Here is a 12,672-nt window from a genome sequence, read left to right as displayed (position 1 = left end):
GCGTGTCCAGCGGGAATGCTCGTGACGTCGGGCCGCTGTGGGGCGATCCATCTCGTGCTCGGCGATGGGGCCCGTGTGAGCGCGCTAGCCGGTGGAACTGCACTGCGGTGGGTCGCCGTGCAGTGGAGAACTAATGATCATAGTAGATTGGTTGCCGATGAACATGCCGAGCGCGCTAGCCTCGACTAGCTACCCCCTGGGGGTATAAGGAACGGGGAGTCGACATGCAACACGAGCACGGTCACGAAAACACTCATGAGCACCACCATGACCACCAGGCTCACGCCGCAGGCGTCAGTTGGAGCACGGCCGCGTCGGCGACGCTGCACTGCTTGACCGGCTGTGCCATCGGTGAGGTGCTGGGCATGGTGATCGGCACGGCGCTCGGCTGGAGCGCCCTCGCCACGATCGCGCTGGCCGTCGGGCTGGCTTTCGTGTTCGGTTACGCGTTGACCATGCGCGGTGTGCTTAAGGCGGGTGTCGGTTTCCGTCGGGCGCTCAAGGTGGCGCTGGCGGCCGACACCGTGTCGATCATCGTCATGGAGGTCGTCGACAACGGCGTGATGCTCGTGGTGCCCGGCGCGATGGAGGCGGGCCTGGCAAGCCCCTTGTTCTGGGGCGCGCTCGCCTTCGCGTTCGCGGTCGCCTTCGTCGTCACGGTCCCGGTGAACAGGTGGCTCATCGGCCGCGGGCTCGGCCACGCCGTCGTCCACGCCTACCACCACTGAGCCGGCGGACGGATCGGTTCCCCGCGAGGTCTCGGCCACGGGTCCGCGACGGCGGTCCCCGCCTGATCGCGGACCTCGACCGGTGCGGCGACTACGTGGGCATGACCGCACCGGTCCTTCGCCGTGGCAGGGGCCGCCATGCGAACCGTCGTGCCCGACGCCCTGCGGGACATCGTCGGCGTCGCCTGACCGGATCAGGTCATCTCGACCCCGTGGGGCCGGTGAGGGCCGGGACGGGGATTTCGAAGTGCACGGTCTGGTGGCGGTCCGGGTCGCCGTCACGGGCGTCGCACACCTCGACCGCGACGGAGCGCCAGAACGCCTCCGCGCCGGCCACGCGGGTGTCGGTGTGCAGGTAGATCCGTTCGTAGCGGGGGTTCTCGGCGATGAACCGGACCGCGGCGTCGACCAGCGCCCGCGCCAAGCCCCGGCGCCGGTGCTCCGGTCGCACGTAGACCCGGAACAGCTGCGCGGTCGTGGCGCCGTCGTAGCGCTCGGCGAGCCAGGCCGGGTGGGGTGGGCTGGCCGGGCCCTGTGCCCGCACGGCCGTGGTGCCCACGACCTCGTCGTCCGCGACGGCGACGAACAGCGCGTGCCCGGGCGTTTCGAGGTAGGTGCCTGCCAGGTCCACCACGTCGGCGTGCCACTGGGGGCGGTAGCCGTGGCCGAACTCGCGGTAGAAGGTGTCCAGCATGACGCTGCGGGCACCCGGCAGGTCGGCGTGGGTCGCCAACCGCACCTCGAAGGGGCCCGCTGGGGGGTTTCCGTTCACTTCGTCCTCTCTTGAGCCGCGACGGGACGCCGCACCGAAGCGGGTCGCCGCTGTCATCAGGTGAGCTGTTCCCGCGATCCGGGGAACGGGTCGGCGAACCGCAGTTCGGTCGCCAGTTCCGACTCCTCGTCGGTGAGCAGCGCTTCCCGCAGTGCCGAGTTGATCACCTCGGGCGACGAGCGGTGCGAGATCACCACCAGCTCCTGCGCGCGGTCGCCGGTCCGCAGGTCCCACGTCGCCATCGCGGTGCTCTGCCAGCGCTCGTCCACATCGGACCAGTCGTCGACGGCGGCGAGCCACGGGCCCGCCTCGCCGATCCGCAGGGACCGGCCCGCCGCCTCGACCCACATGACCGTGTCGTGGCGGCTGGCCAACCAGACGCGGCCCCGGACGCGGACGACGCCTTGGCAGAGCGCGGTGAGCACGCGGTGCAGGCGTGCGGGGTGGAAGGCGCGTCGGGCGGTGAAGTGCACGAGGTGCACGCCGTGGGCGGGTTCCGTCGGGGGTTGGCCGATCAGCACCGGGCCGAAGGTGTCGTCGACCTCGCCGCGCCGCGCGTCGGCGGGGATCGCGGCCAGCAGCGCCGGCACGTCCAGGTGCGCCAGTTCCTGCCGGACGGCGGCGGGGTTGAGCCGGTCGAGGACAGCGGTCACCCGCTCGTCCTCCGGTCCGGTGAGGACCAGCGCGTCGGCGAACTCCGCCTGGCCCACGATCAACTGCGCGACGGTGCGGTCGTCGCCGGGTGCCGCGCCGAGGCCCCGGTCCGCCAGCAGGTCCCCGGCGGTGGCGTCGGTCAGCCAGGTGGCCCGGTCCAGGACCGCGATGACGGCCTCGACGCGGATCGGCTCGTCCGCCAGCGCGAAGCACACCGCCTCGGGCTCCAGCGCGGGGTCCAGGTGCAGGACGACCGGTCCGCGCAGCTGCCGCAGCAGCGGCAGCAGGTCCAGTCGCATCGTGCAGGACACGCAGCCGTGCTCCAGGCGCAGCTCGGTCAGCACTCCGTCGACCCACCGCCGCACCACGCCCTCGGTCAGGCGGCTCAGGTCGTGGCGCACCAGCACCGCGCCCGGCAGCGTCCGCCACACCTCCTCGGCCACGACGTGCTCACCCAGCCCGGCCACGAGGACGACGGAGGTCTCCATGCCCACACGATAAACGACAATGATTGTCAATTCAAGGAGGCTCGTCGGTGTCACTCCGCCGAGTGGGTGAACGCCGGTCTGCGTCATACATGCGCATGACCTAATATGTGTTGCGCTCGGTCACGAGCGTTGAGACATCCGGGTGACAGCAGGCCCGGGCAATCGAAAGGCGGTAGCCCATGACCACGGCACACCTGGAGCACACGGACCACGGCCACGCGCACGGCGAGGGCTGCGGTCACGTGGCCGTCCCGCACGCCGACCACGTGGACTACGCGCACGACGGCCACCTGCACCGGGAGCACGAGGGGCACTTCGACGAGTGCGAGCCTGCCGACCACGGCGCCCACGACGACCACGGTCACTCGCACGGTGAGGGCTGTGGCCACGTGGCCGTCCCGCACGGCGACCACGTGGACTACGTGCACGACGGCCACCGCCACGCCGTCCACGGCGAGCACTACGACGAGCACTAGGCGCGTCGCCGGTCGGCCGGGCCGGCGGCCAGGTCACCGGGTGTGCCCGCCTCCCGCAGGTCGACGATCCGGTCGCAGCGGGCGAGGGTCGCGGGCCGGTGGGCGATGACCAGGACACCGACGTTGTCGTCCGCCGAGGTGAGCGCGGCGGTGATGGCCGCGTCGGCGTCGGCGTCCAGGTTGGCGGTCGCCTCGTCCAGGATGAGGACCCGGGGATCGACCAGCAGGGCACGGGCGACGGCCACCCGCGCCCGCTGACCACCCGAGAGCCCCGCACCGGCCTCGCCGAGGACGGTGTCGAGCCCGGCGGGGAGCCCGGCGCGCGGGTCGAGGATCCCGGCCCTGCGTGCCGCACGCTCGACGGCGTGATCGTCCGCGTCGGGGCGGCCGAGCCTGATGTTGGTGGCGATCGTCCCGGCGAGCAGCCCGGGGTCCTGCGGAACGGAGCTGATCGCACCGCGCAGGTCGTCGTCGGCCAGCTCGGTGAGGTCGACGCCGTCGAGGGCGATGCGGCCGGCGTCGGGGTCCCACATCCGGGTGGCCAGTAGCGCGCAGGTGGTCTTGCCGACGCCGGACGGTCCCGTGAGCGCGACCCGTTCACCGGGGCGGACGGTGAAGGACACCTCACGCAGCACTGGCGGCCCGTCGCCGTAGCGGAACGTCACGCGGTCGAACACCAGGCCGGTCGCCCGATCGCGCGGCGGGAGCCGCCGGGGCTCGGCGGTCTCGCGGACCGCCGGCGTGCGGTCGAGGACGTCGACGACGCGGGCGCCGGCCGCCCGCAGGGTGCCGAGGTTGCGCAGCAGGTCGGAGATCTGCGAGACGGGGCCGAGCGCCGCGGTGGACAGGATCAGCGCGACCGGCGCGAGCGCGCGGCCGACCGCGTCGAGGTTGACCGCGCAGACCGCCAGGGCGCCGATCGCGCTGAGGGACAGCGCCGCGTCGGTGACCGCGCGTTCCACGCCCGTCCGGGAGCCGATCCGCGCCTGCACCGCGGTCAGCACGCCGGTGTGCCGGTCGAGCGCGGCGGTGCGGCGGTCCAGGGCACCGGCGGCGCTGAGCTCGTCGAGGCCGCGGACGGTGTCGACCAGTTCGGCGTTGAGCGTGGCGGAGGCCTCGGTCAGCTCGGCCCCCTGCCGTCCGCCGACCCGCCCGAACAGCCAGGGCAGCGCCGCGGTCACCACCACGAACGGTGCCCACACCAGCAGCAGCCAGGGCGTGACGAGCAGGGACAGCGTCGTGGTCGCGGCGACCAGCAGGAGGGACGTGAGCGCCTGTGCCGCGGTGTGGGCGTAGAGCCATTCGAGCCGGTCGACGTCGGCGAACGCGACGGAGGCCAGGTCTCCGCTGCGGCGCGGCGTGCGGCGGTCGGGCAGGCTGACCCGGAGGCGGTCGAACACGCGGGCGCGCAGGGTGGCGATCAGCCGGTAGGCCAGGTCGTGGGAGACCCACGACTCGCGCCAGGTCATCACCGCGGTGAGCACCGCGACGCCGCACAGGACGATGGCGGCGGGCACCAGTGGCGCGGTGCCGGTCGCGGCGGTCCGGCCCGCGAGCCACGTGCCGACCACGGCCGTGGTCAACGCGCCGACCTGGGCGGTGGCGTTGGCCGCGATGGTCCAGCCGAAGGTGGACCGCTGCTCGGCGATGACGGGCAGCAGTCGCCGCAGTGAGCCCTTCACCGGTGCGCCGCCGGGGAGGCGACGTCGGCGACGCGGCCGGCCTCGATCGTGACGATCGTGCCCGCGTCGCGCAGGGCGCTCTCGCGGTGCGCGATCACGATGCGGGTGGTGCCCGGGCAGTGCTCGGCGAGCCGCGTCAGGACGCGGTGCTCGGTGTCGACGTCCAAGGCGGAGGTCGCCTCGTCCAGCAGCAGCACGGGTGTCGCGGCGAGCACGGCCCTGGCGATGGCGAGCCGTTGCCGCTGCCCGCCGGAGAGCCGGGACCCGTTCTCGGTGAGCACGGTGTCGAAGCCCTCGGGCAGCGCCTCGACGAAGTCCAGCGCGTCGGCGACGTGGGCGGCGGCGCGGACCTCCTCGGGCGTGGCGTCGGGGCGGGCGAGGCGCAGGTTCTCCTCGACGGTGCCGTGGAAGAGGTAGGTGTGCTGGCCGACGACGCCGACGCTCGCGCGCAGGGCGGCGAGGGTGTAGTCGGCGATCGGCGTCCCGTCGAGTTCGATCGTCCCCTCCTGCGGGTCGGCGTGCCGGACGATGAGCCGGGCGAGCGTGCTCTTGCCCGCACCCGACGGGCCCACGATCCCGGTGGTGGCACCCGGTGCGCAGTCGAAGCCGACATCGGTGACACCCGCCCCGTTCGGGTACCGGTAACCGACCTGTCGCAGCCGCAACCCCGCCCCGGGACGCGCTGGTTCGGTGCGCGTGCCGGTGTCCGCGACGGCCGGGCGGGCGGTGAGGATCTCGTCGATGCCCTCCACCGCGCCGAGCCCCTGGTAGCCGAGGTGCCAGTGCGCGGACAGGTCGAGCACGGGGCGGAAGCACTCCCTGGCGCACAGCAGGAACAGCAGCACCGACGAGGCGGGTGCGGCGCCGCCGAGGACCCCGGCGCAGGCGACGACGATGGTGGCGGCGGTGCCCAGGTGCAGGGCGAGCGAGCTGACGGCGGACTCCACGAGGGAGACCCGCAGCTGGGTCATCGTGGTGCGGTGCAGGTGTTCGCCGCGTTCGGCGAGCGCGTCCCCGGTCCGCCGGCCCGCACCGAACACCCGCAGGACGCCGACCGCCTGGGTCGCCTCCAGGTAGTCCGCCGCGAGCTTCTCGTAGGCACGCCAACGGGTCCGGCCCGTCCTGAGCAGCCGGGCATCCCAGAACCGGGGCACGACCACGGCGCACAGGACCGCCGCGGCGAGAACGGTCGCGGCCGGTGCGGAGACGGTGAACAGCCACCCGGTCACGGCGGCGGGCACGAGACAGGTCACCAGCAGTTGCGGCAGGTAGCGGCTGTAGTAGGCGTCCAAGGCCTCCACGCCGTCCACGACCGTGTGGGTGATCGCGCCGGACCGCTCGCCCTGCACCCACGCCGGCCCCAGCGCGGCGATGCGGCGCAACAGCTCACCGCGCAACCGGGTGCGGATGGCGATGCCGAACCTGGCCGCGGCGACTTCCCGCAGCCACAGCAGGGCCGCGCGCACCGCGACGACGCCGACCAGCGCCGCGATCAGCGGCGCTGCGGCCGCACCGTCCCCGCCGATGAGGTCGGCGAGGACGGCGGCCGTCAGCACGGCCGCGGCGATGTGGGAGGCCGACACCAGCGTCGACGACAGCGCCAGGAGCACGACCGGTCCGACGACGACACCCGCCAGTTGCAGCAGCCTGCGGTGGATCACGACGTGAAGGCGTCCGGGTGCAGCCGCTCCGCGATCTCCCGCACCACGGCCACGTTCCCGAGCGTGCCCGGGTAGGTGTCCGCGGCGTCGATCGCGATCAGCCGCTGCTCGCGCACCGCGGTCATGTCCGGGAACGTGCGGGTCAGGAAGTCGATGGTGGTCTGCCTGTGCTCGGCCGAGTTGACCGCGAACACCAGCGCGTCGGGGTCCGCGGCGGCCAACGACTCCGGGGTGATCTGCGCGGCGAAGAACTTGGCGAACTGCGGGTCCTGCGGCGAGAACACGTTGTCGCCGCCCGCACGGCGGATGATGTCGTACTCGATCCCGGCCCCGATGGCCGTCACGGTCGTGCCCTCCAGGTACACCTGGGCGACGGTCGGCTTCGCGCGACCCGCGAGTGCCGTGTCCACCGCGGCCAGGTCGGCCTTGCCCTTCTCGATCAGCGGCGCGGCCTTCTCCGACGCGGCGAAGACCTTGCCGAGGTTGTCCAAGTCGGTGAAGACGTCCTCGACCGTGCCGCTCATGCGCCGGTCGGCGCACCCGCCCGTGGCGACGTAGGCCGCGACCCCGGCCTGCCGCAGCTGCTCCAGGCTCGCGAAGCCCTGCTCGGCGTTGAACTCGTACATCGTCGGGGAGAACACGAAGTCCGGCTTCGCGTTGAGCAGCTGCTCCCGGCTCGGCGGTCCGGACTCGCTCAACACCGGGACGTCGGCGGCGAGACCGGCCACGTCCTCGGACAGCGGCGCGGTGGCGGTCTGCGCCTGCCCGACGAGCGAGTCCGCGAGGCCCAACCGCAGCAGCAGCTCGGTCTGCGACGGGCTCAACCCGACCGCCGCGCTCGGCACGCCGTCGACGGTGACGTCCCGACCGCAGTTGGTGATCGTCACCGACCCGCCGGTGGCGCCCGTCGGGGTGGTGGGGGTGACCGAGGTGCCGCAGCCGGTGATCAGCGCGATGCCGACGCTCAACGCGACCAGGGACGGGGTGCTACGCATGGATCTCATCTCTGTGTTCGGTGGGACCCGGACCGGGCGGGCGCGGGTGGTCGAAGACCAGGACGGGACGACCGGTGCGCGGGTGCGTGAGCTGGTCGACGCCGACCCGGAACACCTCTTCGACCACGTGCGGCGCGAGCGCCTCGGCCGGGTCGCCCGCGGCGACGAGCCGGCCCCCGTCCAGCACCGCGATGTCGTCGCAGTGCGTGGCGGCGAGGTTGAGGTCGTGCAGCGCCGCGATGATCGTGCGGTCCAGGTCGGTCGCGATCCGCATGAGTTCGAGCTGGAAGGCGATGTCGAGGTGGTTGGTCGGTTCGTCGAGCACGAGGACCGGTGCGTCGGCGGCGAGGGCGCGGGCCAGCATCACCCGCTGCCGCTGGCCGCCGGAGAGCCGGCCGACGAGCCGGTCGGCGACGTCGGCGGCGCCCACCCGCTCCAGCGCCGCCCACGCCAGGTCGAGGTCGGCGTCGGTGTCACGGCCGAAGCCGCGCTGGAACGGCACCCTGGCCAGCAGCACCGCGTCCAGGACCGTCAGGTCGAACTCGGTCGGTGCCTCCTGGGTCATGACCGCCACCGACCGGGCGACGGTGCGCCGGTCGACGCGCCACACGTCGTGCTCGTCCAGCAGCACCCGGCCCGACGACGGCGGCACGGCCCGGTACAGCGTGCGCAGCAGCGTCGACTTGCCGCTGCCGTTGGGGCCGACCAACCCGAGGAACCGGCCCGGCCGGACCTCCAGGTCCACGTCGTGGAGCACGTCGCGGCCACCCAGGGTGGCGCCGACGTGGTCGAAGCGCACCCTCATCGGTCCATCCCCGCCCGCGTGCCCGTGTCACGGCGCATCAGCCACAGGAAGAACGGCGCGCCCACCACGGCGGTGAGGATGCCGATCGGCACCTCCGCGGGCGCCGCCACCGTGCGCGACAACAGGTCCGCGAGCATCAGGAACGCCGCGCCGCCGAGCACCGCCACCGGGAGCATCCGCCGGTGGTCCGCGCCCACGAGGATGCGCGCCACGTGCGGGATCACGAGACCGACGAAGCCGATCCCGCCGCTCACCGACACGATCGACCCGGTCAGCAGCGCCGCCGTCACCAGCAGGACGGCGCGCAGCCGGTTCACGTCCACGCCCAACGCCGTCGCGGACTCGTCACCGGTCAGCAGCGCGTTCATCGCCCGCGTCCGCAGCCCGACGACAACGCAGGCCACCACGAACGCCGCCGCGGGGACCGCCAACGAGCCCATGGACGCGGCGGACACGCTGCCCAGCAGGAAGAACAGGACGCTGAACACGTTCTGCGCCTCGGTCGTCAACGTCAGGTAGCTCGTCACCGCGCTGAACAGCGAACCCAGGGCGACCCCCGACAGGATCATCCTGGTCGGTGACAGCACGCCCCGGTGACGGGCCACGAGCGCGACGCACGCGCTGGCCACCAACGCCCCGGCGAACGCCGCCACCCCCAGCGACAGGCCACCGACGGCCGCCGAGCCGAGGGTGATGACCAGCACCGCGCCGACCCCCGCGCCGGACGACACACCCAGCAGGTAGGGCTCGGCCAGCGGGTTGCGCACGATCACCTGCATGATCGCCCCCGCCATCGCCAGACCGGCGCCCGCCAACCCGGCCAGCAGCGCACGGGGCAGCCGGAACTGCCACACCGCCTGGTCCTGCAGCACGGTGAGGCTGCCGTCCGACATCCACGGCATGCCCGGCAGCAGGTGCCCGACCACGATCCGCGTCGCGTCCACGAGCCCGACCTCGACCGTTCCGACCGAGCCCGAGAGGACGACCAGCACCAGGATCGTGAGACCGAGGGCCGCGACCGCCACCCGCTGCACGGTCCGCGACCGGCGCGCGGACGCCCGTCGATCGTGGTCGACCGACGCGGACGACCGCGGACGAACAGCCATGGCGGAACCGATCACTCCGGGGGAAGGGGACCGCGCGAGCGTAACCGCACGTGATAACCGTTATCAATAGTGATGCCGGTCATGATCGGGTGCGCCGGCGCGTCCCCTCGTCACGGCCGCTGCGCCGGCAGTCGCTGAGCGGGGAACGGGTGCTCGTGCGCGTGGGCTTCCAGGTCGTCCCACGCGGGCAGGGGGTCGTCGAACCGCCGCCACGCGGTCGGGCCGGCCGCCAGTTCGGAGTCGGTGAGCAGGGCGGGGTCGAGCCTGCGGCGGGGTTCGTCGCGGTCGAGGTCGACGCCGATGAACACCAACTCCTGGCGGGCGGTGTGGCCGGCGAGCAGTTCGCCGGGTTCGATGGTCAGGTTCGGTCCGGCCTGGGACCACACGGCGAGCGTGTGCGGACGGCTGGCGATGTGGCAGAAGCCCTTGCTGCGCACGACGCCCTGCCAGTCCTCCAGGGCGGCGGCCAGTCGTGCGGGGTGGAAGGGGCGGTCGGCGCGGTAGGTGACCGAGCGGATGCCGTACTCCTCGGTCTCGGGGGTGTGCGAGCCGGCCAACTCCTCGGCCCACCCCGGTGACGTGGCCGCGGTGACCGGGTCGTAGCGGCCGGTGTCGAGCACCTCGGCCAGGTCGACCGCGCCGCGGCGCGACCGGACCAGCCGGGCGTTCGGGTTGAGCTTGCGCAACAGCCCTTCCGCGGTCGCCAGCTGCTCCGGCGTGGCCAGGTCGGTCTTGTTGAGGACCAGCACGTCGGCGAACTCGACCTGGTCGACCAGCAGGTCGGAGATGCCGCGCTCGTCGTCCTCGGCGGCGGCGAGGTCGCGGTCGTCGAGCCGGTCGCCGCGTTCGAGTTCGGGCAGGAAGTTCGCGGCGTCGACCACGGTGACCATCGTGTCCAGGCGGGCGTGGTCGGACAGGCTCGTGCCGTCCTCGAACGTCCACTCGAACGTCGCGGCGACGGGCATCGGCTCGGAGATGCCGGTGGACTCGATGAGGATGGTGTCGAACCTGCCTTCACGGGCCAGCGCGCCGACGCTTTCCAGCAGGTCTTCGCGCAGGGTGCAGCAGATGCACCCGTTGGTCAGCTCCACCAGCCGTTCGCCGCCGCGCCCGGACACCAGGGCGGCGTCGATGTTGACCTCGCTCATGTCGTTGACCACCACCGCCACCCGGCGCCCTTCCCGGTTGGCCAGCACGTGGTTGAGCAGGGTGGTCTTGCCCGCGCCGAGGAAGCCGGACAGCACCGTGACGGGAACGCGCGAATCGGTGGTCATCTGATTCTTTCCGGGTTGCACTGCTTGCCGAAGTCGGGTTCGCGGCCGGTGACCTCGCGGCGTCGCGAGGTCACCGACCGCCTCCACATTGAAACGACAATCGTTTCCGTTAGACTAGCCCATGGGGGAGTCGAGGTCGTCCCGGCGGGCACGACGTGGCCGCTGCACGAGGACGATCGGGCCTTCCGCGCTGTGAGAGCACCTCGAACAGCCACCGGAAGACCTGGGTTGCGGATGCGTGGACGTCACGTGCGCGGTGTGCGGCCGGGAGTGGACACTCCCGGCCGCACACCGCTACCGGTCATCGTCAACAGCTGGAGCAGCACCCGCAGCCCGGTGCGGTGCAACCGCCGCAGCAACTGCAACTGCCCGCGTGCGGCTGGGGCGAGGGCGTGGTTTCGGTGGTCATGTCTGCCTCCCGTGGCGGAAACGGTTCAGGACATCGCTGACACCGTGCGCTGCTCCGCGGGGACGGGTGAAGTGCCGTCACCCGGACGCTCGGGCCGATCACCCGGGCGGCCCAGCGGCTCCGGTGTCCGAGTGCCCGACCCTCCCTGGCAACGAGGGCACAACCCGGTGAGACCGGCCGACACCTGGACCGTCGAGAACCCGTGCGCCGCCGCGGTCCTCGTGGCCCACTCGACCACGGTCGAGGCGTCCAGGCGCACACCGCGGCCGCACTGGACGCAGGTGAGGTTATGGTCGTGGTCGGCATCGCGCTTCAGGTGGTACAGGTGTCGTCCGGTCCGGTCCTGCGTGATGCCCATGACGCCGGCCCGCACCAACGACGCGAGGTGCCGGTAGGTCGTCGTCAGGCCGACGCGCGCGCCTTCCGCCCGCAGGCGTCCGTGGATCACGAGCGCCGTCGCGGGGCCCGGCAGTTCGCGCAACACCCGGAGCACCGCGTGGAGTTGCGGCGTCATCCTCAACCCCGTGAAGTCACCGGCGGTGTTCTGCGGCTCCATCTCCTGTCCTCGCGCTCAGCGGGGGAGCGCTTCGAGGAGGCGGAAGCCCGAGGGTGGTAGCGGGGTGACGCCGGTGAGGGTGAACCCGCTGTCGTGCAGCACGGTGGCGAACTCGGCCCGGGTGCGCTCCTGGCCGCCGAGGTTGACCATCATGTTGAGGTCGCTCAGGTACATCAGGGGCGGGACGGTGCCGTCGGCGGTGTCGGGCAGGACCGGTTCGACCACCAGCAGGCAACCGTCGTCCGGCAGCGCTCGTCGGCAGTGCCCGAGGATCGTCGTGGCGCGCTCGTCGTCCCAGTCGTGCAGGATGCTCTTGAGCAGCACCGCGTCGGAACCGGCCGGGACGTCGGTGAAGAAGTCGCCGACCGCGACCGTGCAACGCTGCGAGACGCCCGCGTCCTGCAGCACGACGCCGGCGCCGCCGGAGCCCTCGGCGGTGTCGAGCAGCACGCCGCGCAACCCGGTGTGGCGGCGGAGGATCGCGGCGAGCAGGGTGCCGTCACCACCACCGACGTCCACGACCGACCCGAACCGGCCGAAGTCGTAGGCGTCGGGCAGCAGGCCCGCGACCGTGTGCGTGCCCTGGCTCATGGCGGTGTTGAACGCCGCGGACAGGTCGGGTTCCGAGGCGAGGTGGTCGAAGAACGCGGTTCCGAACACCTCGTCGAACGCCGTGCGGCCGGTGCGGACGCTGTCGTCGAGCCGGTGCCAGGACCGCAGCATCACGGGGTCGGTGAACACCCGGGCCAGCGCGTCCACGGATCCCGGGACGTCCGACCGCAACAGCGCGCCGGCGGGGGTCGCGCTGAACCTGCCGTCGTCCTCGGACAGCAGGCCGAGGGCCGTCGCCGCGCGCAGCAGCCGGCGGGTGGCCCGTGCCTGCGTCCCGCACGCGGCGGCCACGTCATCGGCGGAGAGGTCCTGGCCGCCGATGACGTTCGGGATGCCGAGCTTGACGTACGCGGCGACGACCTGCGAGGCCATGGAGCCGAAGACCAGGTCCACCACCGCGCGGCGCGCGGTGGCGTTCGTGTCCGGTGATGTCGCCACGGAGATCCCCCCAGGG

Annotated in this window: 12 protein-coding genes; 2 read left to right on the top strand and 10 right to left on the bottom strand. The window is 72.7% G+C overall.

Features of this window, described 5'->3' with window-relative positions; genetic code table 11:
* Positions 1-224 precede the first annotated feature (224 nt).
* On the top strand, positions 225-728 hold the full coding sequence (locus tag AB0K14_RS23170) for a DUF4396 domain-containing protein (protein WP_360455164.1): 504 nt from the start codon (positions 225-227) through the stop codon (positions 726-728).
* Positions 729-927: 199 nt separating this feature from the next.
* On the opposite strand, the gene AB0K14_RS23165 is transcribed toward AB0K14_RS23170, so the two are convergent.
* Together AB0K14_RS23165 and AB0K14_RS23160 are read right to left on the bottom strand one after the other, a co-directional pair.
* The gene (locus AB0K14_RS23165; protein ID WP_360455167.1) at positions 928-1,500 is read right to left on the bottom strand and encodes a GNAT family N-acetyltransferase; all 573 of its coding nucleotides are present in this window, start codon (positions 1,498-1,500) and stop codon (positions 928-930) included.
* A 56-nt stretch (positions 1,501-1,556) separates the two neighbouring features.
* A complete protein-coding gene (locus tag AB0K14_RS23160; RefSeq protein ID WP_360455170.1) occupies positions 1,557-2,642 on the bottom strand; it encodes a GTP-binding protein in 1,086 nt (361 codons plus the stop codon).
* A gap of 179 nt (positions 2,643-2,821) precedes the next feature.
* Here AB0K14_RS23160 and AB0K14_RS23155 point away from each other — a divergent pair, with 179 nt between their 5' ends.
* Positions 2,822-3,118, top strand: a complete 297-nt coding sequence (locus AB0K14_RS23155) for a hypothetical protein (RefSeq protein WP_360455173.1) — start codon at positions 2,822-2,824, stop codon at positions 3,116-3,118.
* On the opposite strand, the gene AB0K14_RS23150 is transcribed toward AB0K14_RS23155, so the two are convergent.
* The 8 genes from AB0K14_RS23150 to AB0K14_RS23115 form a co-directional block, all read right to left on the bottom strand.
* Positions 3,115-4,800, bottom strand: a complete 1,686-nt coding sequence (locus AB0K14_RS23150; protein ID WP_360455176.1) for an ABC transporter ATP-binding protein — start codon at positions 4,798-4,800, stop codon at positions 3,115-3,117. The two genes, AB0K14_RS23155 and AB0K14_RS23150, sit on opposite strands and share 4 nt — an antisense overlap.
* Complete coding sequence (locus AB0K14_RS23145) at positions 4,797-6,461, bottom strand: ATP-binding cassette domain-containing protein (RefSeq protein ID WP_360455179.1); 1,665 nt, start codon at positions 6,459-6,461, stop codon at positions 4,797-4,799. The genes AB0K14_RS23150 and AB0K14_RS23145 overlap by 4 nt, the downstream gene beginning before the upstream one ends.
* Positions 6,458-7,456 carry an ABC transporter substrate-binding protein gene (locus AB0K14_RS23140; RefSeq protein WP_360455181.1) on the bottom strand — a complete coding sequence of 333 codons (999 nt, stop codon included), beginning with the start codon at positions 7,454-7,456 and terminating at the stop codon, positions 6,458-6,460. Before AB0K14_RS23140 ends, AB0K14_RS23145 begins: the two co-directional genes overlap by 4 nt.
* On the bottom strand, positions 7,449-8,261 hold the full coding sequence (locus tag AB0K14_RS23135; RefSeq protein WP_360455184.1) for an ABC transporter ATP-binding protein: 813 nt from the start codon (positions 8,259-8,261) through the stop codon (positions 7,449-7,451). The genes AB0K14_RS23140 and AB0K14_RS23135 overlap by 8 nt, the downstream gene beginning before the upstream one ends.
* Positions 8,258-9,367, bottom strand: coding sequence for an iron ABC transporter permease (locus AB0K14_RS23130; RefSeq protein ID WP_360455187.1), 1,110 nt, complete (start codon positions 9,365-9,367; stop codon positions 8,258-8,260). The genes AB0K14_RS23135 and AB0K14_RS23130 overlap by 4 nt, the downstream gene beginning before the upstream one ends.
* 110 nt (positions 9,368-9,477) lie before the next feature.
* Positions 9,478-10,641, bottom strand: coding sequence for a GTP-binding protein (locus AB0K14_RS23125; protein ID WP_360455190.1), 1,164 nt, complete (start codon positions 10,639-10,641; stop codon positions 9,478-9,480).
* A gap of 434 nt (positions 10,642-11,075) precedes the next feature.
* On the bottom strand, positions 11,076-11,606 hold the full coding sequence (locus AB0K14_RS23120; protein WP_360465089.1) for a Fur family transcriptional regulator: 531 nt from the start codon (positions 11,604-11,606) through the stop codon (positions 11,076-11,078).
* Positions 11,607-11,621: 15 nt separating this feature from the next.
* Positions 11,622-12,656 carry a methyltransferase gene (locus AB0K14_RS23115; RefSeq protein ID WP_360465092.1) on the bottom strand — a complete coding sequence of 345 codons (1,035 nt, stop codon included), beginning with the start codon at positions 12,654-12,656 and terminating at the stop codon, positions 11,622-11,624.
* Positions 12,657-12,672: the final 16 nt, after the last annotated feature.

This window comes from Actinosynnema sp. NPDC050801 (assembly GCF_040673975.1).
In the GTDB taxonomy this organism is placed as follows: Bacteria; Actinomycetota; Actinomycetes; order Mycobacteriales; family Pseudonocardiaceae; genus Actinosynnema.
This window is presented reverse-complemented; position numbering and strand designations above follow the sequence as displayed.

Coding starts and splice junctions, on each gene's coding strand:
- AB0K14_RS23170 (WP_360455164.1), top strand. CDS start 225: ATGCAACACGAGCACGGTCACGAAAACACTCATGAGCACCACCATGAC.
- AB0K14_RS23160 (WP_360455170.1), bottom strand. CDS start 2,642: ATGGAGACCTCCGTCGTCCTCGTGGCCGGGCTGGGTGAGCACGTCGTG.
- AB0K14_RS23155 (WP_360455173.1), top strand. CDS start 2,822: ATGACCACGGCACACCTGGAGCACACGGACCACGGCCACGCGCACGGC.
- AB0K14_RS23140 (WP_360455181.1), bottom strand. CDS start 7,456: ATGCGTAGCACCCCGTCCCTGGTCGCGTTGAGCGTCGGCATCGCGCTG.
- AB0K14_RS23135 (WP_360455184.1), bottom strand. CDS start 8,261: ATGAGGGTGCGCTTCGACCACGTCGGCGCCACCCTGGGTGGCCGCGAC.
- AB0K14_RS23130 (WP_360455187.1), bottom strand. CDS start 9,367: ATGGCTGTTCGTCCGCGGTCGTCCGCGTCGGTCGACCACGATCGACGG.
- AB0K14_RS23125 (WP_360455190.1), bottom strand. CDS start 10,641: ATGACCACCGATTCGCGCGTTCCCGTCACGGTGCTGTCCGGCTTCCTC.
- AB0K14_RS23120 (WP_360465089.1), bottom strand. CDS start 11,606: ATGGAGCCGCAGAACACCGCCGGTGACTTCACGGGGTTGAGGATGACG.